Raw genomic sequence first — 22,680 nt, 5'->3', positions numbered from 1 at the left:
CAGCGGTTTAGTGCCCCGCTTTTAACCGATTTTTAACTTCAATCCACTGCGCCATATAGCGCGTGCTCTTCAAACGGTGGTGACGCAACATTTGGCCGTAAAAGTGCGCCTGCCGGTGTTCATCCAACGCATCCCTTAACCGGGTAATCCGCTGCTTCAAACGCGCCGCGTGATCGGCAAATGCATAGCGCTGTTCCAGTAACCGTAAGCCATTGTGGTGCAGGGTCAGCCACTGATCCTCATTCTGATACACACCGACTGCAGCCAACGCAAACGCCTCGGGCTTATCGGCCACCAGCGCACAGGGCGCGGCGTCATCAGCGTACATGCCTTCGGCACCGATGCTGGTGGTGACGGCCGGTGTGCCATTGCGGGCAGCATCAATCAGTTTGCCTTTGAGACCGGCACCAAAGCGCAGCGGGGCCAGCATCACCCGTGCCTGCCCCACGACCCTGTGCGCGTCGGGGGCCCAGCCTTTCACCAGAAAACCACTGCGCTCGTTGTGCAGCTGGGTGGCTTTTTTGGGTGGGTAGGCGCCGTAAATATGCAGCTCGGCCTGCGGCAGTTGCTGCCGGATCAATGGCCACACAGTCTCTTTCAAATAACGCACCGCGTCCCAGTTGGGATCGTGGCGGAAATTACCGATGGAAATGAAATGCGCCCGTTGTGCAAACGGCAGTGTGCTTGGCGCATCCGTTCTCTCTTCCATAAACGGCACATAGAGTAACTGAGTCGTCGGCACCTGAAAAAAGCGCGTCAGATAATCAATTTCGACGGTGGAAATCATCAGCGACAGATCGCAGCGCAGTATGGCGGCCACCTCGCGCAGGGCCAGTTCGCTGTGACGGAATTCTATGTCTGGAACAAGCGGCAAGCGGGATGGCTGCCGTTTCAGCTGGGCAGCACGGGCATGGCGCAGACTATGAAGATCTTCGGTGTCCAGCACCCGCAACGCCCCCGGACAGTGCTCTTCAACGCGCCAGCCGAATTGTTCTTCCATCATAAAGCGGTCGAACATCACCACATCCGGGTTCAGGTCACGGACGAATCCGTCAAACGAAGCGCAGTTCAGCGCCAGTGCCACGGCCTCGATATCCAGCGCTGCCAGGTCAGTGGCATGGGGACTGGCCTCCGCCGGCGAGCCATACACCACGCGATAACCATCCTGCTGAAAGGCTCGGATCAGCTGCAGCAGGCGGCTGCCCGCCGCCGAGGATGCGGGTTCCGGCCAGACATAGCCGATGACAAGCAATACAGGAGATACGGACATAATTCAGGTCAGAGTAAAACGGGGCTACATCATACAGCCTGTTGATTAGCACTCAAAACTGACCGATGGTTCCCAGCCACTACTTTTGCTATAGTCACCGCCCTTTCCCCCTGTTGCAGTAGGTCGCCCGCGTGATCACCACCGCCAATATCACCATGCAGTTCGCCGCTAAGCCCTTGTTTGAAAACGTATCTGTTAAGTTCGGCAATGGCAATCGCTATGGCCTGATCGGCGCTAACGGGTGCGGCAAATCGACCTTTATGAAAATTCTGGGCGGTGAGCTGGAGCCCAGCGCCGGCAATGTCGCCATCGACGCCAATGAGCGCCTGGGCCGGCTGCGTCAGGATCAGTTTGCCTATGAAGAGTTCAGTGTCATCGACACGGTGATCATGGGCCACACCGAGCTGTGGCAAATCAAGCAGGAGCGGGATCGCATTTATTCCCTGGCAGACATGACCGAGGAAGAAGGTATCCGCGTGGCGGAGCTGGAAGTGGAGTTTGGCGAGCTGGATGGCTATACCGCCGAATCCCGTGCCGGTGAATTGCTGCTGGGCCTGGGGATTCCGCTGTCACAGCATTTTGGCCCCATGAGCGAAGTGGCGCCCGGCTGGAAATTGCGGGTGTTGCTGGCCCAAGCCCTGTTTTCCGATCCCGATATCCTGTTGCTCGACGAACCCACCAACCACCTGGATATCAACACCATTCGCTGGCTGGAGGAGTTACTCAAGCAGCGCACCAGCACCATGATCATCATTTCCCACGACCGTCATTTCTTGAACAGCGTGTGCACCCATATGGCGGATCTGGATTACGGTGAACTGAAAATCTATCCCGGCAACTACGATGATTTCATGACTGCGATTACCATGGCGCGGGAACAGATGCAGTCCGATAACGAAAAGAAACTGGCCAAGATTGCCGAGCTGCAAACCTTCGTCAGCCGCTTTTCTGCGAATGCGTCCAAGGCCAAACAGGCCACCTCCCGCGCCAAACAGATCGAAAAAATCGAGCTAACCGAAATCAAACCCTCCAGTCGGGTCAGCCCTTTTATCCGCTTTGATCAGGCCAAGAAATTACACCGACTGGCGCTGGAGCTGATGGAGCTGACCCAGGGCTTTGGCAACAATATTCTGATCAAACGCTTCAGCATGATGGTGGAAGTGGGTGAGCGGGTCGCCATTATCGGCCCCAACGGTATCGGTAAAACCACGCTGGTCCGCACGCTGATGGGTGAGCTGCCTCCGCAATCCGGCACGGTAAAATGGAGTGAGAACGTCGATATTGGCTATTACAGCCAGGATCACGGTGACGATTTCGAGCAGGATCTCACGCTGTTCCAATGGATGATGCAGTGGAAGCCGGAGCGGGGCGATGAGCAACTGATTCGCGGTACGCTGGGCCGCATGCTGTTCTCCCAGGACGATATTGGCAAGAAGGTCAAAAGTCTGTCCGGTGGTGAACAGGGGCGCATGCTGTTCGGCAAGCTGATGTTGCAGCGCCCCAATATTCTGATCATGGACGAACCCACCAACCACCTGGACATGGAATCCATTGAAGCGCTGAACCTGGCGCTGGAAAACTACCCCGGCACCCTGATTTTCGTCAGCCATGACCGTGAATTTGTCTCCTCGGTGGCCACCCGCATCATCGATATGCAACAGGATACCATCACCGATTTCAGCGGCAGCTATGAAGAATATCTGCGCAGCCAGGGTATCTATGAGGTGGTCAAGCCGGGCTGAAGCTTACACCCGGCTTGTGGACCTTCAATGGCGCTGATGGCCTCTGGCAGCGCCCATTCATCCAAATTGAACCCGGTTTGAAAGCAGCTGAAACAGGGCAAATCCACCCTTTGATCATCCCTGCCATTGACACTTTAGAGTAAAAGCTCTAAAAATGGATGCGATGTATACGGAGGGTGCCCAAATACCCTGAGAGGCCGTTTTGCCGGCGCTCATCCACCCCCGCCGCTATAATTGACACAAATAATCAGAGGGAAAGTCATCATGGTCGCCAAGGTAGCCACTATTTCGGATCACAGCCCGGACATCGCGGACATGGAGCGCATTTTCAAAGCCCAGCGCGCCGCCTACCGGGCTCATCCCATGCCCAGCGCCGAAGAGCGTATCAGCACCATCAAGCGCATGAAAAACGCCATCATCCGCCATGAGGACGCCCTGGTGGAGGCGGTGAACCGGGATTTCGGCTCCCGCTGCCCTACCGAAACCCGATTTGTGGAGCTGGTTTCCCTGGTAGAGGTCATCAAGTACCACGTCAAGAACGTGCGTAAATGGATGAAGCCCGAAAAGCGCAGCATGCCGGTGAACATGCGCCCGGCCAAGGCCAAAGTCATCCGCCAGCCCCTGGGTGTGGTGGGCATCATCGTGCCCTGGAACTACCCTTACTTTCTGGCCCTGGATGCCGCCATCGCCGCCCTCACCGCCGGCAACCGGGTGATGATCAAGATGTCGGAATTCACGCCCCACTCGGCGGACGCCATGAAAGCCATGCTGGCGGAGATCTATCCGGAAGAGCAGGTGGCGGTAATCACCGGGGAAGCGGACGTGGGGATTGCCTTCACCAAGCTGCCCTTCGATCACCTGATTTTCACCGGCTCCACCAATGTGGGCAAACACGTGATGGCCGCCGCCGCGGAGAACCTCACTCCGGTCACCCTGGAGCTGGGGGGCAAATCCCCGGTGATCATCCACGAATCCTTCCCCATGAAAGAAGCCGCCGAGCGCATTTCCTGGGGCAAGTGCATCAACGCCGGCCAGACCTGTGTGGCGCCGGATTACATCCTGGTGCACCGCTCCCAGAAAGACGAGTTCGCCCGTGTGTTCAGTGAAGTGGTGTCCAACTGGTATCCCACCAAACTGAACAACGAGGATTACACTTCGGTGGTCAATGAGCGCCAGCTCAACCGCCTTAAAAGCTACCTGAAAGATGCGGAAGAAAAAGGTGCCAAAGTCGTCCCCATCAATCCGGCGCGGGAGGATTTCTCCACCTCTGGCAAGATGCCCATGACCATGGTATTCGACACCACCTCGGACATGCTGATCGAGCAGAACGAAATTTTCGGCCCGCTGTTGATGGTTCGCACCTATGACAACCTGGAAGAGGCGGTGCACTATGTGAATGACCGTCCCCGTCCGCTGGCTCTGTATTATTTCGACTACGATCAGGCCCGGGTTGACTACGTGATGACCCACACCCACGCTGGCGGCGGTTGCGTCAACGACACCCTCACCCATGTGGCGGTGGAGGACGTTCCCTTCGGTGGTATCGGTCCATCTGGCATGGGGCACTATCACGGCTACGAAGGCTTCCTCACCTTCAGCAAGTCGAAGGGCATTGTGCAGAAAGGCAAGATCAACCCCACCAAACTGCTGTTCCCCCCCTGGAACCGCCGCATCCACAAGATGGTGCTGAAGATGGCCTTCAAGCCGGACTGATCACATCACTGCCAAAATATTGGGGGCCCCATTACCCCCAGCCGGGCGCATTTTCCATTTGGGATGCGCCCGCGTTGTCAAAGCAAAGCAAGCGTCACACTAAAACAATCATAAAAAAACAGGTATCACCATGCACCAATACAACGAACCTGCGTTCAATCGCCGCGCGTTCCTCAAGTTGGGTGTGCTGGGCTCCAGCGTACTGGCCACGGCCGGAGCACTGGGGTCGCTGCAGGGTTGCAGCAGCCACACCGTCGAGAGTGAAGCCAGCGAGACCCTGTCGCTGCAGTATCTGCGGCAAAAGGACGCCATTATCCTCAGCGCCATTGCACCCGTGGTTCTGCAGGGCAACTTCCCCACGGAGCCCGCCCAGCGTCAACGCACCCTGAATCAACTCCTGATCGATATCGACCAGTTCATCCAGAACACCTCACCCCAGGCCCAGAAGCAGATCCACGAACTGTTTGACCTGCTGTACCTGGCGCCTTTCCGCATGTTGGTAGCCGGCGTCTGGCCGCAATGGCAGGAGGCCAGCGCAGAGGACATTGCAGACTTCCTCGCCAGCTGGCAGGACAGCCGTTTCAACACCCTGCGGCAGGGCTACGTGCTGCTGACCCAGCTCCCCACCCTGATGTACTACGACCAGCCCGAAAACTGGACCGACGACATCTACCCGGGGCCGCCCCGCCACATACCCAGCTGAGCGAGACCACGATGAGCAAGAATATTGTAGTGCAGGGCATCCCGGACCTGTTCCGCCAGGGCATGGCCAACGGTTGGGTGACCCATAACGGCGCGGCATTGGAAGCGCCATTGGCATTGGATTGCGATGTGCTGGTGATCGGCACCGGCGCCGGCGGTGGCACCGCAGCGGAAATCTTCGCCCAGCAGGGATTGAAGGTGATCATGCTGGAGGAAGGCCCCCTGCAGACCTCCAATGATTTCGACATGCAGGAGAAAAAGGCTTACAGCAGCCTGTATCAGGAAGGGCTCACCCGGGGCACCGCCGACGGTGGCTTCACCATCATGCAGGGGCGCGCCGTGGGCGGCTCCACCACGGTGAACTGGACCGCCAGCTTCCGCACACCGGATCAGACTCTGGAACACTGGACCCGGGTCCACGGCCTGAAAGGCTTCAGCAAAGAGGAGATGGCCCCCTGGTTTGAAAAGATGGAGCAGCGCCTGCACATCAGCAAATGGAACATGGTGCCCAACGCCAACAACAGCGTGATCGCAAAAGGCTGTGACAAGTTAGGTTACGACTGGGCCATCATTCCCCGTAACGTGAACGGCTGCTGGAACCTGGGTTACTGCGGCACCGGCTGCCCCACCAACGCCAAACAGAGCATGCTGGTCACCACCATTCCCGCAGCCCTGGCGTTGGGGGCGGAGTTACTGTATCGGGCCCGGGCTGACCAACTCATCATCGACGGCGACCAGGTCAGGGGCGTACGCGGCTATGGCCTGGCGGAAAACGGCATCGACCGTACCCAAACCTTCACCGTCACCGCCCGCCACACGGTGATGGCCTGCGGCGGCATCAATGGCCCGGGCCTGCTGCTGCGTTCCAATGCCCCGGACCCCCATCAGCGCATCGGCAAGCGCACCTTCCTGCACCCGGTCCCTGCCACCCTGGGGGATTTTCCCGAGCGCATCGACGGCTACTACGGTGCACCGCAATCGGTGTACTCGGATCACTTTCAGTGGCGGAACGGCACCACCGGCCCCGCCGGCTTCAAGCTGGAAGTACCGCCCCTGCAGCCGGGCTTTGTGGCCTCCATCGGCATGCTGCACGGTCAGGCCCACTCCGATCAGATGAACCGCCTGCCGTACCTGAACATGATGATCGCATTGCTGCGGGACGGCTTTGTAGAGGAGAGCCAGGGGGGCGAAATCTTCCTGCGGGATGACGGCATTCCCGGCATCCACTACGAGATCAACGACTACCTGCGGGAAGGCATCGTGCGGGCCTGGAAAACCATGACCGAGATCCAGTTTGCCGCCGGAGCCAAAGCCGTGCGGCCGGTGCACAGCCAGAGCCGCTATATGAGTACATTGAAGGAAGCGTTGCAGCAGGCGGACAGCCTCGACCTGGACATCAATAAAATGCGGGTGGGCAGCGCCCACGTGATGGGGGGCTGCGGCATGGGAGAAGATCCGAAGTCCTCCGTGGTGGACAGCCTGGGCAAGTTCCATCACCTGGACGGCCTGCATATCATGGACGGCTCCACCTTCCCCACCAGCATCGGCGCCAATCCGCAACTGTCCATCTACGGCATGGTGGCGAAGCAGGCCACCGCGCTGGCGCAGGCATTAAAAGGCTAGCACCACATTCTGTGGAGGTAAGCCCAAGCGGACGTGGCAGACACGGCAATGCTGCCCCGTCCGCACCCTGTGCTATCATGGCGCCTCGTTTGACTGAAGCCAGCAGAATTGTGCAATGAGCAGCGCCTACAAGATCGAACCCCGACACTATCATCCCCGTTTCTGGCCCGTGTGGTTATTACTGGGCCTGGGTTGGTGTGTGGCGCAACTGCCGTTCCGCTTGCAGCTCAGCATCGGCCGCGGCCTGGGGCGTCTGGCAAGGGCCATCAGCCGCGAACGACGCCGGGTGACCCGCCGTAACCTGGAAGTCTGTTTTCCCGAATTGTCGGAAGCCGAACGCCGGCAGCTGAATCACGATGCCTTTGACGAGCTGGGCATCGGCTTTATCGAAATCGGCCTGGCCTATTGGGGCCGGCCCGCCCTGGTGGACCCACTCTGTCATTTGAGCGGCATGGAGCACATCGAGCAGGCCCAGGCGGAAGGCAAAGGTGTATTGCTGATCGCCGCCCATATGACCTCGCTGGAACTCTGTCTGCGCATGTTCTCCGAACGCCACCCCACCGCGGCCATGTACAAACCCGCCCACAACGATTTGTTCGAACAATACAGCGCCCTGAAACGCGCCCGCTACACCAAGCCGGTGCCCAACCGCAGCATCCGCCCGTTCCTCAGTCACATGCGTCGCGGCGGTATCGGTTTCTATCTGCCGGATCAGCATTACGGCGCCAAGATCAGCGTGTTCGCGCCCTTCTTTGGTATACCCACCGCCACCATCGCCAAAACTCCGGAGTTCATCAAAATCAGCGGTGCCAAGGTGATTCCTGTGCTGTTCGGCCGCCGGGACGATGGCTACCACATTGAAGTCAAACCGGCCATTGAAGGCTACCCCACCGGGGACGACGTCATGGACGCCACCCTGCTCAACCAGTGCATCGAAAACAACATCCGCGCCTATCCGGCCCAGTATCTGTGGCAGCACCGCCGCTTCAAAAGCCGCCCCAAGGGCGAGCCTTCCATCTACTGAGGGATGACCGACGTGAGGCTGGGAGGATGGATTGACCAGGCCGCCGTGGCAGTGCTCTATCGACAGGGGTCTGCCGGCTGCGAAATCTTCTTTATTCAGCGGGCGAAAAAACCCGGTGATCCCTGGTCCGGTGACATTGCCTTTCCCGGCGGACGCAAACAGGTGGAAGACGCCAGCCTGAAAGACACGGCCATTCGCGAAACCTGGGAGGAAACCGGCCTCGACCTGTTTCATCACGGCGCCTTCAAGCGCAAGTTGTCCCATCAGTTGACCCGCAGCCACCGTCACAATGCACCCATGATCGTAACGCCGTTTCTGTTTCACTGGCAGGGGGATGATGAAGTGAACCTGAATCACGAGTGCGATGATGCGCTGTGGATTCCATTGGATTTCTTCAACGACCGGCTGATGCGCAGCTCACTGACCTGGAAGCAGGGGCACTTCTCCCTGCAGATGCCCTGTTATCACTACGCTGAGAAAACCGTTTGGGGACTGACCCTGCGCATGCTGGATCAGATACGCCAGCGCCGCGAGCTGTTTGTCTGACGCAGCACAGGACAGATAAAACGGGGGCTCAGGTCAGTTCCGGTTCAGAGCGCACCTGTTTCAGGAACGCCGACACCTTGTCCGCGGTGAGCGGTCGGCTCAGCAGGTAGCCCTGCATGGCATCACAGCCGATGGAACGCAGCAGATCCAATTGCTCACGGGTTTCCACACCCTCGGCAATCACCTGCTTGTTGAACGACTTGGCCAGATCCACCACGCTGCGGGTAATGGCCTCGCTGGCTTTGTTGAGCCCGATCCCGGCCACAAACTGCTGGTCGATTTTCACCAGGTCAAACGGCAGGCGATGCAGATAACTCAGGGACGAATAGCCGGTACCAAAATCGTCAATGGCGATGGTCACCCCCAGGTCACTGAGCTGACCCAACTTGCGGGCCGCGCTTTCGGAATCCACAATCAGGATGGATTCCGTCACCTCCAATTCCAGATCGGTGTAATCCAGGTTGGCACTGTCCACCGCCTCCTGCACCACCGACACAAAGTCCATGCGCTCCAACTGGCGACCGGACACGTTCACCGACACCCGTTTCACATTCAGGTTGTCCATGCGCCAGCGCGCCATCTGCTGGCAGGCTTCCCGCAGCACCCATTCCCCCACATCCAGAATCAGGCCGGTGTCTTCCGCCACGTCAATAAAATCCGCCGGGCATAACAGCCCGGCTTCGGCATCCCGAATCCGCACCAGGGCTTCCACACTGAATTCATTACGCTGCAAGAACCACTGGGGTTGATACCGCAATTCCACCTGCTTGCCATCCAGCGCATTGCGGATGCGGTGTTCGGCAGTCACCCGGCGCTGCGAGGCCCGGTTCATTTCCTCTTCAAAATAACGGTACTGGCCACCGCCTTCCGCCTTGGCCCGATGCATGGCCGTGTCCGCCTTGCGCAGCAGGGTATCCACATCCATGCCATCACTGGGGAACACGGCAATGCCGATGCTGCCGTTGAGGAAGTGCTTCTTGCCTTCGATGGTGAAGGGCGAGCCCAGCATGGTGATGATTTTGTCCGCCACCCGGGTGGCCCGCATGGGGGTATCAATGTTGTTGAGCACAATCACAAACTCGTCACCGCCCTGGCGCGCCACCGTGTCCTCCATGGTGACACACACCTGCAGACGTTCCGCGGTGCGAATCAGAATCTGGTCCCCCAGGGAATGACCATCGGTGTCATTCACCTGCTGGAACTTGTCCAGATCCACAAACAGGATGGCACCGGCGCTGTTGTTGCGGGTGGCGTGCTTGATGGCCTGGTCCAGGCGGTCTTTCATCAACTGCCGGTTGGGCAGCTGGGTCAGGGGATCAAAGTGGGCCTGGCGATAGAGTTTCTTTTCCCGCCGCACTGCAGTGATGGCCACCGCCAGACGATCAGCAAAATCCTTCAGCAGCCCGCGATCCTGTTCCGGCAGGGTGTGGGAAGTGGACCAGCCCAGGGCCAGCACACCGCGGTTCTTGCCCGCCGCCATGATGGGAAACAGATAGGAACTGCCGTTGAGTACTTCCTCCCGCTCTGACCACAACCAGCCCAGGTATTTGGCATCGGTTGCCGAGGCTTTATGGCTGGCGGGCAGCACCCCCAGCCAATGGCTTTCATCGTCACTCAGGGTCTGCTGCAGCATCTGGTATTGGCCGGTGGCCTTGGCGTAATGGAACACCCACATTTCATCCACGTTGTCGGGATTGCGCAGGGCCACCGCCGCGGCATCGCTGGACACCAGCTCGTGCAGGGTGCTGAGGGTGGACTGGGCCACCTGATCCAGGTCCGGCACACTCAGGATCAACTGATCGATCTTGGACAGGCCCGTGAGCAACTGGAACTGCTTGCCAATCTGATGGGCCATCTGGTTAAAGGCCTGGGCCAGGTCCCCCAGCTCGTCCCGGGTGGGAATGGACAGGCTCACCTCGAAATTGCGATTGGCCACAGCGTGGGTGGCATCCATCAGCTGACGCAGGGGCCGCAGGATACGCCCGATCTGCAGGACACTCACCAGGGCCGCCAGCAGCACCGTCACCGCCACCAGCAACGACAACACCCGCTGCAGAATATCGAGGGTCTGGAACACATCCGCCCGCGGGTGGCTGACCCATAAACGCCAAGCCTGGTTGACGCCGAACTGGTTTTCCAGGAACACACTGCGCACACTCACCTGCTGGATGGCAGCGCCGTCCTCCCAGTCCAGTTGAAAATTGGACCGGTTGCCCTGGTCACGGATCATCTGCTGGAAGCCGCTACGGCTGATCTCATGGGCGCGGGAGCAATACAGGGGCACTGCATCGCTGCCAAACACACAGTAATTCAACTCCGGGTTGCGATTGTCACTCTCACCCAACAGATAGCCCACGTCCAGATCCGCCAGGTACAGGCCATCATCGCCGGTGTCGGGCTGCAGCAGGATGGCATGGCCGTCCGGATTGGTGAGCAAAACCCGCATGCCCCGCACCAGCCGCTCCCGGGCCTGCAGCTGGTCACGCATGCTCAGGTGCTGCAGGTGGTACTCCAGTTCCGACCACTCCAGGCGCTGCAGGCGTTTGTAGGGGGAGAATTCCACCCCCCCTTCGGCAACCGAACTGGTCTGTGCCCGGTAACTGGCGGCCACCTGGCTGCTCACCAGCAACAGGCGCTCATACAGGATAGTGCTGTAGAAACGGGCTTCCTTTTGCAGGTTGGCGCGGCTTTCCTGCAGCAGGGCATTGCCCACGTAGTTATAGGAAAAAGAGGCAAACAGCAGCATGGGCAGCAGGGCCGCCAGGAATACCAGGATGAAAAATTTGCGGCCAAGCCCGCTGCGCAACTCTTTTATTTGAACAAACATATCGCCAGCTAAAGGCTCGAAGTACAGGATTCCAGGATGTCTTTACCAGCATAGCATAGGCACCGCAGGCAAAACCGTGCCCACTCCTGATTTCTGCAGTCATTTCAGCAACATCCCATTGCAGCGTCTATAGTAGGGCGGTTTTCGGCAGATGCCTAACCCGATTTTGAATGCGGGGTGCGGTGGTTGAGCTTGCATCAGGCATGCGTTACCCTTCGCCCACCTTCACCCATTCCGAGACCAGAGCATGACCTCACACACCCGCGTCGTCTATCCAGGCACCTTCGACCCCATGACCAACGGCCATCTGGACCTGGTGGAACGGGCCTCGAACCTGTTCGACGAAGTGGTGGTGGCCATTGCCGCCAGTGAGAAGAAAAAGCCCCTGTTCGACCTGCAGCAACGGATCGAGCTGGCCCAGGAGGTGGTGGCCCACCTGCCTAACGTGGAGGTGAAGGGGTTCCGCAAGCTGCTGGTGCATTTCTGCCAGGAGGAAAAAGCCAATGTGCTGCTGCGGGGCCTGCGGGCGGTATCGGATTTCGAATACGAATTCCAGCTGGCCAACATGAACCGCGCCCTGGATCCCGGCATTGAAACCGCTTTCCTCACGCCCTCTGAACATCTATCCTTCATCAGCTCCTCACTGGTGCGGGAAATTTCCGGCCTCAACGGAGACGTGAGCCCCTTCGTACCGGCGCCGGTACTGGCGGCCCTGAAGGCTAAGCACGGCTAATGCCCCTACAGAGCATCCGTGGATGAAGTGCAACTGGAGCAGTACACTGCTCATGGTAATCAGCAAGTAGAGAGATCCCCATGGCCCTGATAATCACCGACGATTGCATTAATTGCGATGTGTGCGAACCGGAGTGCCCCAACGGCGCCATTTCGCAAGGTGACGACATTTATGTGATCGACCCCGGCAAGTGCACCGAGTGCGTGGGTCATTACGACGAACCCCAGTGCCAGCAGGTATGCCCGGTGGACTGCATCCCCCTGGACCCGGAGCACGTGGAAAGTGAAGAGCAACTGATGGAGAAATACGAGCGCCTGCAGGCGGAAGGTTAACGCCGCGGGGCTGGACTTCTGGTGCGGGAACCACTAAAAAGGCCTCACGGCCTTTTTTTTGTGTCCATTCAAGGAACGAACATGTTGATTCATCTCCGTTTTTCGCTCTGTGTGTTACTCGGCGCGCTGGCTGCCCCATGGTCTGCCGTATCGGCCTGGGCTGAGGTACTGCCCAAACAGGCGGCGGTGGCATCCGCCCACCCCCTGGCCACCGAGGCAGGCATCAAGATCCTGGCCTCCGGCGGCAACGCCTTCGACGCGGCGGTCACCGTCGCAGCGGTGTTGGGGGTGGTGGAGCCCTACAGCGCCGGCCTTGGCGGTGGCGGCTTCTGGATGCTGCACCGGGCCAAAGACGGCAAAACCCTGATGCTGGATGCCCGCGAAACCGCCCCGGGTGCCGCCCATCAGGACCTGTTCCTGGATAAAAAGGGCGAAGTGGACCGCGACCAGGCCATCAACACCGCCCTGGCCGCCGGCATTCCCGGCCAGGCCGCCGCCTTTGTCCACCTGTCCCAGCACTATGGCACCCTGCCCCTCAGCGATACCCTGGCCCAGGCCATCCGGCTGGCCGCCGGCGGTTTCCCGGTGAACAAGGTCTACACCCACCTGGCGGAAAAGCGGGCATCCACCCTGCGCCGCTACCCGGCCAGCAAACGCATTTTCCTGCGGGACAACCGCGCGCCACAAGACGGCATGATCGTGCAGCAAGGCCTGGCCCATACCCTGAAGGAACTGGCGGCCAAGGGCTTTGACGGCTTTTATAAAGGGGAAGTGGCCAAGCGCCTGGTGGAAGGCGTGAACGCCCACGGTGGCATCTGGACCCTGGAGGACCTGGCCAACTATAAAGTGGTGGAGCGGGAACCAATCCAGTTCCACTATGGTGATGCCGTGATCTGGTCCGCGCCACCGCCCTCTTCCGGCGGCGTCGCCCTGGCCCAGATGTTTGGCATGCTGTCCCTGTTCAATCTGGAAGGCAAAACGGACGCAGACCGCACCCACCTGCTGATCGAGGTGATGCGCCGGGCCTATCGGGACCGGGCCGAATACCTGGGGGACCCGGATTTCGTCACCGTGCCGGTGCAGCGCCTCACCAGCGCCACGTATCTGGATGACCTGGCCAGCAACATTTCCATGGGCCACGCCACCCCCAGCAGCGCCCTGGGTCTGCCCAAGGCCACCGGCAGCGGCACCCACACCACCCACTTTTCCATCATCGACAAAGACGGCAACCGGGTGGCGGCCACCCTGTCCATCAACCTGCCCTTCGGTTCCGGCATCACGGTGGCCGGCACCGGGGTATTGCTGAACAACGAAATGGACGACTTTTCCGCCAAACCCGGCAGCCCCAATGCCTACGGCCTGATCGGCTCCCAGGCCAATGCCATTGCCCCGGGCAAACGCCCGCTGTCCAGCATGACCCCGACCTTCATGGAATACGGCCCCAAGGACAACCGCCAGTTCGCCCTGCTGGGCACCCCTGGCGGCAGCCGCATCATCACCATGGTTCTGCTGGGGATGCTGGAGGCGCTGGACCAGAAAGGGCCCCAGGCCTGGGTGGACCGTCCCCGTTTTCATCACCAGTTTGTGCCGGATGTGGTACAACACGAGCCCGACGCCTTCAGCAAGTCCCTGATCAAGGAACTGGAGCAACGGGGGCACACCTTAAAAGACGTGGGACACCAGTACGGCGACATGCACGCCATACGCTGGTATATGAACAACGGCAACGTGGAAGCCGGTTCTGACCAGCGCCGGTTGGGCAAGGCCCTGCTGGGAGACCTTCAATGAGCGGGAGACTACGCATGCAACCAAAAGGGCGCTTATCGGGCCTGATGTCGTGCCTGATGGCAGGGCTGTTATTGACCGGCTGCGACGAAAAGCCGGTGCCGGAGGAAACCATTCCCCAGGTGTTCGTGGTGAAAGCCAGCGAGCAGCCCTATCACCCCCAGCGCGGCTTCAATGCCCATATTGCCTCCCGCAGCGACGTGGACATCAGCGCGGAAGTCTCAGGCAAGGTGATTGCCATTCACTTCAAGGAAGGGGATGACGTCAGCGCCGGCGACCCGCTGTTCGATATCGACCCAGCCTCCTACAAAGCGGCCCTGGCGCGAGCCAAAGCAGAACTGGCTCGGGCGGAAGCCAACAAATCCAATGCCGAGAAAAACTTCGCCCGGGGCAAGAAGCTGGTGGATGACGGCTACATTTCCGCGTCTGAGTACGACACCCTGGAAGCGCGGGAACTGGAATCCATCGCCGCAGTGGAATCCGCCAACGCCGCCCTGGAAAGCGCCCGGGTGAACCTGGAGTACACCTCCATCAAGGCCCCGCAGGACGGCCGTGTGGGCCGGGCCAAACCCTCCGTGGGCGACCTGGTGAGCCCCAGCTACGGTCCGCTGACCACCCTGGTGGGCAAGAATGACATGGAAGTGGTGTTCCAGATCCCGGAACGCCTGCTGCTGGCAGCACAACGTCCGGACGCCCGGATCACCGTGAAAGACATCGAGGTCACCGTGGTGATGCCCGATGGCCGGGAGTACCCCCATGTGGGCACCATCCATTATTTTTCCAACCGGGTGGATGCCTCCACCGGTACCGTGGAAGTGCGTGCCGCCATTCCCAATCCAGATGACATCCTGCGCCCCGGCCTGTACGTGCAGGCTCTGGTGCGGGTGAAACAGCCGATCATGGTGCTGATGATTCCCCAGGCCGCCGTGCAGGTGGATCAACGGGGCACCTATGTACTGGCGGTGGACGACACCGACACCGTGACCCGCATCAACATGGTCACCGGTGAGCGGGTGGGTGAAAACGTACTGGTCAATTCCGGCCTGGATACCGGAGACCGGGTCATCATCCGGGGCGTGCAAAAAGTCCGCCCGGGCAGCCGGGTCAAAGTGGAAGAATTCAAACCCGCCACTGAAGCCAGCACCGGGAGCAACGCCCAGTGATCAGCAAGACCTTCATCGAACGCCCCAAGTTCGCCATGGTGATCGCCCTGGTGATCACCATCTCCGGTTTGATCTCCATGGGCCTGCTGCCGGTCTCCGAATACCCGGAAGTAGCGCCACCCCAGGTAAAAGTGCAGGCCAAATGGCCCGGTGCCTCGGCCCTGGTGATGGAGGAAAGTGTCGGCCAGGTGATCGAGGACGTGGTGAACGGGGTGGAAGGCATGGAATACATGTCCTCCAATTCCGCCAACGATGGCAGCTATAACCTCACCATCACCTTCGGCGTGGGCGACGATCCGGACATGGCCCTGGTACGGGTGCAGAACCGGGTCAAGCTGGCAGAACCGTCCCTGCCCACGGACGTGCGCAACCAGGGCCTGACCATTGACAAGATCTCACCGGATATCCTGTTCACCATCAACCTGTATTCCCCCGACGGCAGCCTGGACGAGCTGTTCATCGCCAACTACGGCCTGATCAACATCCAGAACCGGCTGAAGCGAATACCCGGTGTGTCCGATGCGGTGATGTTCTCCACCGCGGATTACTCCATGCGGCTGTGGCTGAACCCACCCCAGATGACCGCCCTCGGCATCACCAGCGACGACATCAACAACGCGCTGCGGGAGCAGAACGTGCAGGCCCCGGCGGGCAAAATCGGCTCCCCACCCTATTCCGGCAACCTGAGCACCGAGTACACCCTGCAATTAAAGGGGCGCATGAAGAGCCGCGAGGAATTCGAAAACATCATCCTGCGGGTGTCCGATCAGGGCGCCATCGTGCGCCTGCGGGACGTGGCCCGGGTAGAGTTGGGGCAATTGGACTACAAGGTGTCCGGCAGTTTCAAAAACCAGCCGGCCACGGTGATGGCCGTGTACCTGCTGCCCGGGGCCAATGCGCTGATCACCGGCGATGCCGTCAAGGAACGGCTGGCGGACATGGCCAAGACTTTCCCCGATGGGCTGGAGTATGCGGTGGGTTACGACACCACCCGCTATGTAGAGGTGTCCATCCAGCAGGTCACCACCTCCCTGTTGCAGGCGGTGGCGCTGGTGGTGCTGATCACTTTCATTTTCCTGGGGGACTGGCGTCCCACCCTGGTGCCTTCGGTGGCGATTCCGGTGTCCCTCATCGGAACCTTTGCGGTCATGCTGATCACCGGCATGACCATCAACACGGTGACCCTGTTCGGCCTGATCCTGGCCATCGGGATCGTGGTGGACGACGCCATCCTGGTGGTGGAGAACACCGACCGTCACCTGCAGGAAGACCCCAATATCAGCACCAAAGATGCCGTGACCCGCACCATGGAAGAAGTGAGTGGCCCTATCGTTGCCACCACGTTGGTGCTGCTGGCGGTGTTCCTGCCGGTGGCCATGCTGCCGGGCATCACCGGTGTCATGTACAACCAGTTTGCCACCACCATCTGCGTGGCGGTGGTGCTGTCTTCCGTCTGTGCCCTGACCCTGAGCCCGGCGGTGGCAAGCCTGGTGCTGCGCCGCTCCGACAGGCAACCGCGCTGGTACCGGGGTTTCAACCGCGGCTTTGACGCGGTCACCCGCCGCTATTCCGGCGTGGTGGGTGCCATGCTGCAACGGCGCGCCCTGATGTCCGTGGGGTTCGCGGTGATCATGGGGCTGCTGCTGTTGGGCACCCGGGTGATTCCCACCGGATTTGTACCGGTGGAGGACAAGGGTGTGTTGCTGCTGAATGTGCAACTGCCGGACGCCGCCTCCATCACCCGCACCCAGCAGGTGATGGAAAAACTGCAGACCATCATCGAGCAGGACCCGGCGGTGGAATCCGCCACCCTGCTGTCCGGCTATTCGATCCTGGCAGGGGCCGCCCAAAGTAACGGCGGCACCGGTTTCCTGGTGTTGAAACACTGGAACGACCGGCCCAGCATGAGGGACCTGTCCCTGGCGGTGTCCGCCCGCATCAACAAGCTGGCCTACCACCAGGTACCGGAAGCCCTGGTGCAGACCTTCCCCCCGCCGTCCATTCCCGGCATGGGGCTTGTCGGTGGCCTGGAACTGGTGGTGGAAGACACCCAGGGCCGTTCCCACGAGGAACTGGCCGGTGCCATTCAAACCCTGGCGGCAGCGGCCAATGAGTCCCCCTTGATCCGCGACGCCTTCACCACCTTCCGCGCCAACGTGCCCCAGTATTTTGTGGACATTGACCGCAACAAGGCCAAGACCCTGCAGGTGCCGCTGTCCAACATATTCTCCACCCTGCAAAGTCAGCTGGGGTCCAGCTACATCAACGACTTTTCCCTGTTTGGCCAGACTTTCCGCGTCATGATGCAGGCCGCCCCGGAATTCCGCTCTGAGCTCAATGATGTGGAAAGCCTGTACGTACGCTCCGCTTCCGGCAGCATGATTCCCCTGTCCACCCTGATTCGCATCGAACCCATTCTGGGGGCGGATGTGGGCACCCGCTATAACCTGTATCGCTCAGCGATATTGCGGGCCAGCACAGAAGTGGGCTTCTCCACCGGGGACGCCATGAGTGAGATGGAGCGCATTGCCCTGGAGGTACTGCCCCAGGGGTATCAGGTGGAATGGACCGGCATGAGTTACCAGGAGGCGAAAGCCGGCAACCAGGCAGTCATCGCCTTCGCCCTGGCCATGGTGTTCATTTATCTGTTCCTGGTGGCCCAGTACGAGAGCTGGTCGATCCCCTCTGCCATCATTCTGGTGGTCCCCATCGCAGTGGCCGGAGCCATCGGTGGCCTGCTGCTGGTGGGCCAGATCGGCATTCCCCAGCTGGGCGCCCTGGACCTGTTCGCCCAGGTGGGTATGGTGCTGCTGATCGGGCTGGCGGCCAAGAACGCCATCCTCATTGTGGAATTTGCCCGGGAACGGCGGGAACAGGGTGGGCTGTCCATCCTGGAAGCGGTCGCCGAGGCCGGGCGCCTGCGGTTCCGGGCGGTGTGCATGACCGCCCTGTCCTTTGTGTTGGGGATACTGCCCCTGGTGCTGGCCTCCGGCGCCGGCATGTTCAGCCAGCTGTCCCTGGGCCACACGGTCCTGTGGGGCATGCTGGCAGCCTTGTTGGTGGGCACCCCCATGATTCCGGTGTTCTACGCCATTGTGCAATCCGTTCGGGAACGCCTGAAAGCCAAACTGAAGCATTGATGATCTGTCATTTCATTAAGGGAACTCCATGTCTGAACCTCGCTACAACGTGATCCTGACCGGCGCCATCCAACCCGGCCAGGACCGCACCGCCGTGGCCGCCCGCCTGGCCAATCTGATGAAACTGCCCCAGGAAAAGGCGCAGGCATTGCTGCAGGGAACGCCGAACAAGGTCAAGGGCGGGGTGGATGAAGCCACCGGAGAGCGCTACCGGGCTGCGCTGGAGAAATCCGGTGCCGTGGTGGAACTGCAGGCGGAACCTGCATTGGCCACTCCGCCGGAGCCTCAATTGGAGCCCATGGCCACCGCCCCGGCGCCGCAGGTGGAACCGGCTGCCGATACCGAGCAGGATGCCGACCCCGACACCACCCCAGACACCACCCCCTACGCCGCCCCGGCGGACGATCACCTGCATCCCGACGAAATCCGCTATTGCAGCCATTGCGGTGGTGAAGCGCCCCGCCTGGCCCGGGTCTGCCCCCATTGCAAACGCAAGCTGCCCACCCTGGGCCGCAGCCGTGAAGTGGCTGCCCTGCTGGCGTTTCTGCCCACCGGCTCCTGGGGTATCCACCGTTTCTATCTGGGCCAGTGGTGGGGCATTTTCTATCTGCTGTTCAGCTGGACCCTGATCCCCAGCCTGGTTTCCCTGGTGGAATTCGTGGTGTTTCTCTGCACCAGCCGCGAGAAATGGGATGAGAAACACGGCCACAAATCCGGCTCCAGTGCCTGGGTGTGGTTGATCGTGGGTCTGTTCCTGATGGTTATGGTGGTGGGCATTTTGGCGGCGATTGCCATTCCTGCCTACCAGGATTACACCGTTCGCGCCCAGGTCAACCAGACCCTGCTGGAAGCGGAAGACATCGAGCTGGAGGTGGAGGACTTTATCCAGCGTACCGACTTCGTCCCCAACAGTGCCATCGACATGGGGCTCGAAGAGGTGGGTCAGTTCACCTACAGCAGCTGGGTGATGACCGAAAACGCCGTCATCACCATCACCTTCGACGACGGCGTATCGGTGATCGCCGGGGAAACCCTGACCCTGGTGCCCTACCTGCAGGACGACCAGTTCATCTGGGACTGCACCGGCGGCACCCTGGTATCCAAGTACCGCCCCCCGGAGTGCCGCCCCTGAGCAAAGAAAGCACGCTGGAACACGGGGTCCATCACTGACAAGGGGAATTTTCACATTATGGTGAGCCAATTCCCCCTTGTGTGAACCCGGAGCCCGGGTTAACAATGCTTAAAAAAGCATCAGGGCAATTTGGGATCACTATGAAACTGGAATACCACAACGGCGTACGGATCACTCCCCACAGCCACGAGCTGTCTCCGTTCGAGCGCATGCTGGAACGCTACAGTGAGATGGCAGAATCCTACTACGCAGCGGAACGGGATACCGGGCTGACCCAGGAGCAACGCCAAACCGCCCTGGGCAAGGCCAAGGCCCACCTGGAGCGGGAGCGGGGCCACCTGCAGGTGATGGCGGACGTGCAGGGCCAACTGGCGGCCTATCGCGCCAAAGGCAAAGAGGCCACTGAGGGCTCCGGCAAGCAACGCATGGAAGCCATCAGCCTGCTGAGCGCGGAGGAACACCACCCCACCGAAACCCTGGAAAAATTCATGCGCGCCGAAGGGGTGCCCAAACCCAGTCCGGAACACACCGCCCACCACATTGTACCGGGCAAGGGCAAGCTGCCGGTGGTGAACAACCAGACCCGCATGCACCTGCACATTCACGGCATTCGCATCAATGACCCCGCCAACGGGGTCTATCTGGTGGCCAAGGATGCCGCCACCCCCCATTGGTCCATGCCTGCCTCCCGCGGCCACCTCACCTACCACACCCACGAGTACGAGCGTTGGGTGTCGCAAAAGGTTACACTGCTGCGCAACATGGATGCGATCAAAACCCAGCTGCAGATCATTGGCCGCATCCTGCAAGACAACGAACCGAAGATCGCCATAGGCTCCTGAACATGACGGTTTACGCCATCCGCATCGACTATTACGGTTTTCAACAGCTGGATTTGCAGCTTACGGATCTGTTCCCCTTTGTGCCGGACGACGTCGATTTCGACGATGTGGTGCAGTTCAGCCAACGCAATGCTTCCCTGCAGGCCTGGTGGCAAACCCCGGACACCCGCTTTGCCCCCATTGAGGACAAACCCAGGGGTGAGATCCCCGACCTCAGCCTGTGGCTGTATGCCACCCTGGTGCTGTCCCCCAAGGCACACCGCCTGCTGGGGGAACTCTTACAGCCTTACGGGGAGTTCCTGCCGGTCACCGTGGCGGGGGAAACCTTTCAGATCTTCAATTGCCTGCGCTTTGGCGAGGAAGATAAAGCGGCCTGTGCCTTTGACCAGGCCGATGGGATGGAGTTGGGGTTGAACCACCTGGAGTTTCAGGCCAGCGTGGAGCAGGAGGTCATCTTCAAATCCCGCCTGCAGAACGCCGCCTCACTGTTCTGCACCGATCGCCTGAAAGCGGTGGTGGAATCCTGTGAGTTGAGTGGTGTGGTGTTCGATACGAATCTGATTGAGGTGTTTGAGGAATAACAGCCAATAAAAAGCCCTGCCTCCGGTGAAGAAGCAGGGCTTTTACGTGTCCTTCGAGGGCGGGATTATTCGCCGGTGCGCTCGGCCACGGACAAATGTTTCTCAGAACAACCCAGGCAGCGCAGGAAGGTGCTCCTGAACGGGGTCACCACCAGCGTATCGCCGGCTTCACCCACGTTTCCGCCCAAAGCAGAGAACGGCAGAGACACCACAAACAGGCCAGTCCCGATGACCGTGGCCACTAGGGTCAGGGGACGCACCAACAGCACATCACCGGTCATTTCCAGACCACTGGGCCGATCCGTCACCGTTTGCGCCTGGGATACTGCCGGTGCCGCCGCAAACAGGGCCATGGACAGGGCCACCATCACGGATCTAAAAGTGCTCTTCAGGCTGCGCATAATCTTTCCTCTTTATAATTTTCTCGAAGGTAGCCACCTAAGTGCTTTATTCTAGTGTATTCCCTAAATGGGAAACGATCCACTTTTGGCGCCCACAGAGCCACCTTTTTCCAGTGGATTTTGTACTGGATCAACTTTTCGCGGTCATTTTGCCAGCGCCAGCGTAGTTTAAGTCTGGCACAGTTTGCAGAAAACGGTAGAGCGTTGCCCCAATCGAATTTCGGTCAACGGGGTTTTGCAGGCCAGGCAGGGCTGCCCCCCGCGGCCATAGACCCGCAGGGTCTGCTTGAAATAGCCGGGCTTGCCGTCACCGCCCACAAAATCCCGCAACGTGGTGCCTCCCATTTCAATGGAGGCCGCCAGCACCGCCTTGATGGCTGCCACCAGCTTTTCATAGCGCGCCCGGCTGACCCGCCCCGCCGCCCGCTTGGGGTGAATCCCGGCCATGAACAGGGCCTCATTGGCGTAGATGTTCCCCACCCCCACCACCACATGGCTGTCCATGATGAAGGTTTTGACACTGCTTTTGCGGCCTTTGGCCCTGGCCACCAGGTAATCCACATTAAAGGCGTCCGTGAGGGGCTCCGGCCCCAGCTTCACAATCAGCTCATGTTGCAGCGGGTCCTCCCGGGTCCAGAGCCAGGCACCGAACCGGCGCGGGTCGCAGTAGCGCAGGGTGGTGCCGTCGCTGCACTCCAGATCCACATGATCGTGAAACATGGGGGGCTCACCCGGTGCCGTAATGCGCATGCTGCCGGACATACCCAGATGGGCAATGATGGTGCCGCTGCTGAAACGGAACAGCAGGTACTTGCCCCGCCGCTCCACCGTTTTCAGTTTTTTGCCTTCCGCCTCATGAATGGAGGGCGGTACGGGCCAACGCAGCCTGGGCTGGCGAACGTGCAATGCCTTGACGCGCTTGCCGACGATATGGGGCTCGATGCCACGGCGGGTGGTTTCCACTTCGGGTAATTCTGGCATAACTACTTCGATGTCACGATCCAAGGTGAGGTATCAGGTCTAAAGTGCGGCCAGTGTATCGGTGTGCAGCGGCCTTCTTCAACCTTTGGCTGCCATTGCGGTACACTGGCGCTTTCCTCAACTGACCACCACTCCAGTGTTTG

At 60.1% G+C, this 22,680-nt stretch carries 18 protein-coding genes; 14 read left to right on the top strand and 4 right to left on the bottom strand.

Annotated elements, in window-relative coordinates:
- Window positions 1-7: 7 nt before the first annotated feature.
- Complete coding sequence (locus tag D9N14_RS13110; RefSeq protein WP_290580363.1) at window positions 8-1,270, bottom strand: glycosyltransferase; 1,263 nt, start codon at window positions 1,268-1,270, stop codon at window positions 8-10.
- A 131-nt stretch (window positions 1,271-1,401) separates the two neighbouring features.
- On the opposite strand from D9N14_RS13110, the gene D9N14_RS13105 reads away from it, so the two are divergent.
- From D9N14_RS13105 to D9N14_RS13080, 6 genes are all read left to right on the top strand, one after another.
- Window positions 1,402-3,012 (top strand): ABC-F family ATPase, encoded by a 1,611-nt coding sequence (locus D9N14_RS13105; RefSeq protein WP_290580361.1) that lies wholly within the window; start codon window positions 1,402-1,404, stop codon window positions 3,010-3,012.
- 264 nt (window positions 3,013-3,276) lie between these two features.
- Window positions 3,277-4,725 (top strand): coniferyl aldehyde dehydrogenase, encoded by a 1,449-nt coding sequence (locus D9N14_RS13100; protein ID WP_290580359.1) that lies wholly within the window; start codon window positions 3,277-3,279, stop codon window positions 4,723-4,725.
- A 130-nt stretch (window positions 4,726-4,855) separates the two neighbouring features.
- A complete protein-coding gene (locus tag D9N14_RS13095; RefSeq protein ID WP_290580357.1) occupies window positions 4,856-5,428 on the top strand; it encodes a hypothetical protein in 573 nt (190 codons plus the stop codon).
- 11 nt (window positions 5,429-5,439) lie between these two features.
- Window positions 5,440-7,050 carry a GMC family oxidoreductase gene (locus D9N14_RS13090; RefSeq protein WP_290580355.1) on the top strand — a complete coding sequence of 537 codons (1,611 nt, stop codon included), beginning with the start codon at window positions 5,440-5,442 and terminating at the stop codon, window positions 7,048-7,050.
- Window positions 7,051-7,165: 115 nt separating this feature from the next.
- The gene (lpxL, locus tag D9N14_RS13085; RefSeq protein ID WP_290580353.1) at window positions 7,166-8,074 is read left to right on the top strand and encodes an LpxL/LpxP family Kdo(2)-lipid IV(A) lauroyl/palmitoleoyl acyltransferase; all 909 of its coding nucleotides are present in this window, start codon (window positions 7,166-7,168) and stop codon (window positions 8,072-8,074) included.
- Between the two features lie 12 nt (window positions 8,075-8,086).
- The gene (locus tag D9N14_RS13080) at window positions 8,087-8,620 is read left to right on the top strand and encodes an NUDIX hydrolase (RefSeq protein ID WP_290580351.1); all 534 of its coding nucleotides are present in this window, start codon (window positions 8,087-8,089) and stop codon (window positions 8,618-8,620) included.
- A 28-nt stretch (window positions 8,621-8,648) separates the two neighbouring features.
- Here D9N14_RS13080 and D9N14_RS13075 read toward each other — a convergent pair whose 3' ends face one another.
- Window positions 8,649-11,447 (bottom strand): putative bifunctional diguanylate cyclase/phosphodiesterase, encoded by a 2,799-nt coding sequence (locus D9N14_RS13075; RefSeq protein ID WP_290580349.1) that lies wholly within the window; start codon window positions 11,445-11,447, stop codon window positions 8,649-8,651.
- 247 nt (window positions 11,448-11,694) lie between these two features.
- Here D9N14_RS13075 and coaD point away from each other — a divergent pair, with 247 nt between their 5' ends.
- The 8 genes from coaD to D9N14_RS13035 all read left to right on the top strand — a co-directional run bounded on the left by coaD (window position 11,695) and on the right by D9N14_RS13035 (window position 21,155).
- Window positions 11,695-12,180: a pantetheine-phosphate adenylyltransferase gene (gene coaD, locus D9N14_RS13070; RefSeq protein ID WP_290580347.1), complete on the top strand. Its 486-nt coding sequence runs from the start codon at window positions 11,695-11,697 to the stop codon at window positions 12,178-12,180.
- A gap of 80 nt (window positions 12,181-12,260) precedes the next feature.
- Complete coding sequence (locus tag D9N14_RS13065; protein ID WP_290580345.1) at window positions 12,261-12,512, top strand: YfhL family 4Fe-4S dicluster ferredoxin; 252 nt, start codon at window positions 12,261-12,263, stop codon at window positions 12,510-12,512.
- Window positions 12,513-12,593: 81 nt separating this feature from the next.
- The gene (gene ggt / locus D9N14_RS13060; protein WP_290580343.1) at window positions 12,594-14,300 is read left to right on the top strand and encodes a gamma-glutamyltransferase; all 1,707 of its coding nucleotides are present in this window, start codon (window positions 12,594-12,596) and stop codon (window positions 14,298-14,300) included.
- A 14-nt stretch (window positions 14,301-14,314) separates the two neighbouring features.
- Complete coding sequence (locus D9N14_RS13055) at window positions 14,315-15,460, top strand: efflux RND transporter periplasmic adaptor subunit (protein WP_290580341.1); 1,146 nt, start codon at window positions 14,315-14,317, stop codon at window positions 15,458-15,460.
- Window positions 15,457-18,600, top strand: a complete 3,144-nt coding sequence (locus tag D9N14_RS13050; RefSeq protein WP_290580339.1) for an efflux RND transporter permease subunit — start codon at window positions 15,457-15,459, stop codon at window positions 18,598-18,600. Before D9N14_RS13055 ends, D9N14_RS13050 begins: the two co-directional genes overlap by 4 nt.
- A gap of 28 nt (window positions 18,601-18,628) precedes the next feature.
- Window positions 18,629-19,732 (top strand): pilin, encoded by a 1,104-nt coding sequence (locus tag D9N14_RS13045; RefSeq protein WP_290580337.1) that lies wholly within the window; start codon window positions 18,629-18,631, stop codon window positions 19,730-19,732.
- A gap of 140 nt (window positions 19,733-19,872) precedes the next feature.
- Entirely contained in the window at window positions 19,873-20,574 is a 702-nt protein-coding gene (locus tag D9N14_RS13040; protein ID WP_290580335.1) for an AHH domain-containing protein, read from the top strand.
- A gap of 2 nt (window positions 20,575-20,576) precedes the next feature.
- Complete coding sequence (locus D9N14_RS13035; protein WP_290580333.1) at window positions 20,577-21,155, top strand: hypothetical protein; 579 nt, start codon at window positions 20,577-20,579, stop codon at window positions 21,153-21,155.
- 65 nt (window positions 21,156-21,220) lie between these two features.
- On the opposite strand, the gene D9N14_RS13030 is transcribed toward D9N14_RS13035, so the two are convergent.
- Window positions 21,221-21,556 (bottom strand): hypothetical protein, encoded by a 336-nt coding sequence (locus D9N14_RS13030; protein WP_290580331.1) that lies wholly within the window; start codon window positions 21,554-21,556, stop codon window positions 21,221-21,223.
- A 168-nt stretch (window positions 21,557-21,724) separates the two neighbouring features.
- On the bottom strand, window positions 21,725-22,537 hold the full coding sequence (gene mutM / locus D9N14_RS13025; RefSeq protein WP_290580329.1) for a bifunctional DNA-formamidopyrimidine glycosylase/DNA-(apurinic or apyrimidinic site) lyase: 813 nt from the start codon (window positions 22,535-22,537) through the stop codon (window positions 21,725-21,727).
- Window positions 22,538-22,680: the final 143 nt, after the last annotated feature.

Source organism: Ketobacter sp., from assembly GCF_003671495.1.
Lineage (GTDB): Bacteria > Pseudomonadota > Gammaproteobacteria > Pseudomonadales > Ketobacteraceae > Ketobacter.
Note: the sequence above shows the minus strand (reverse complement) of the source record. Positions and strands in the feature narration are given on the sequence as shown.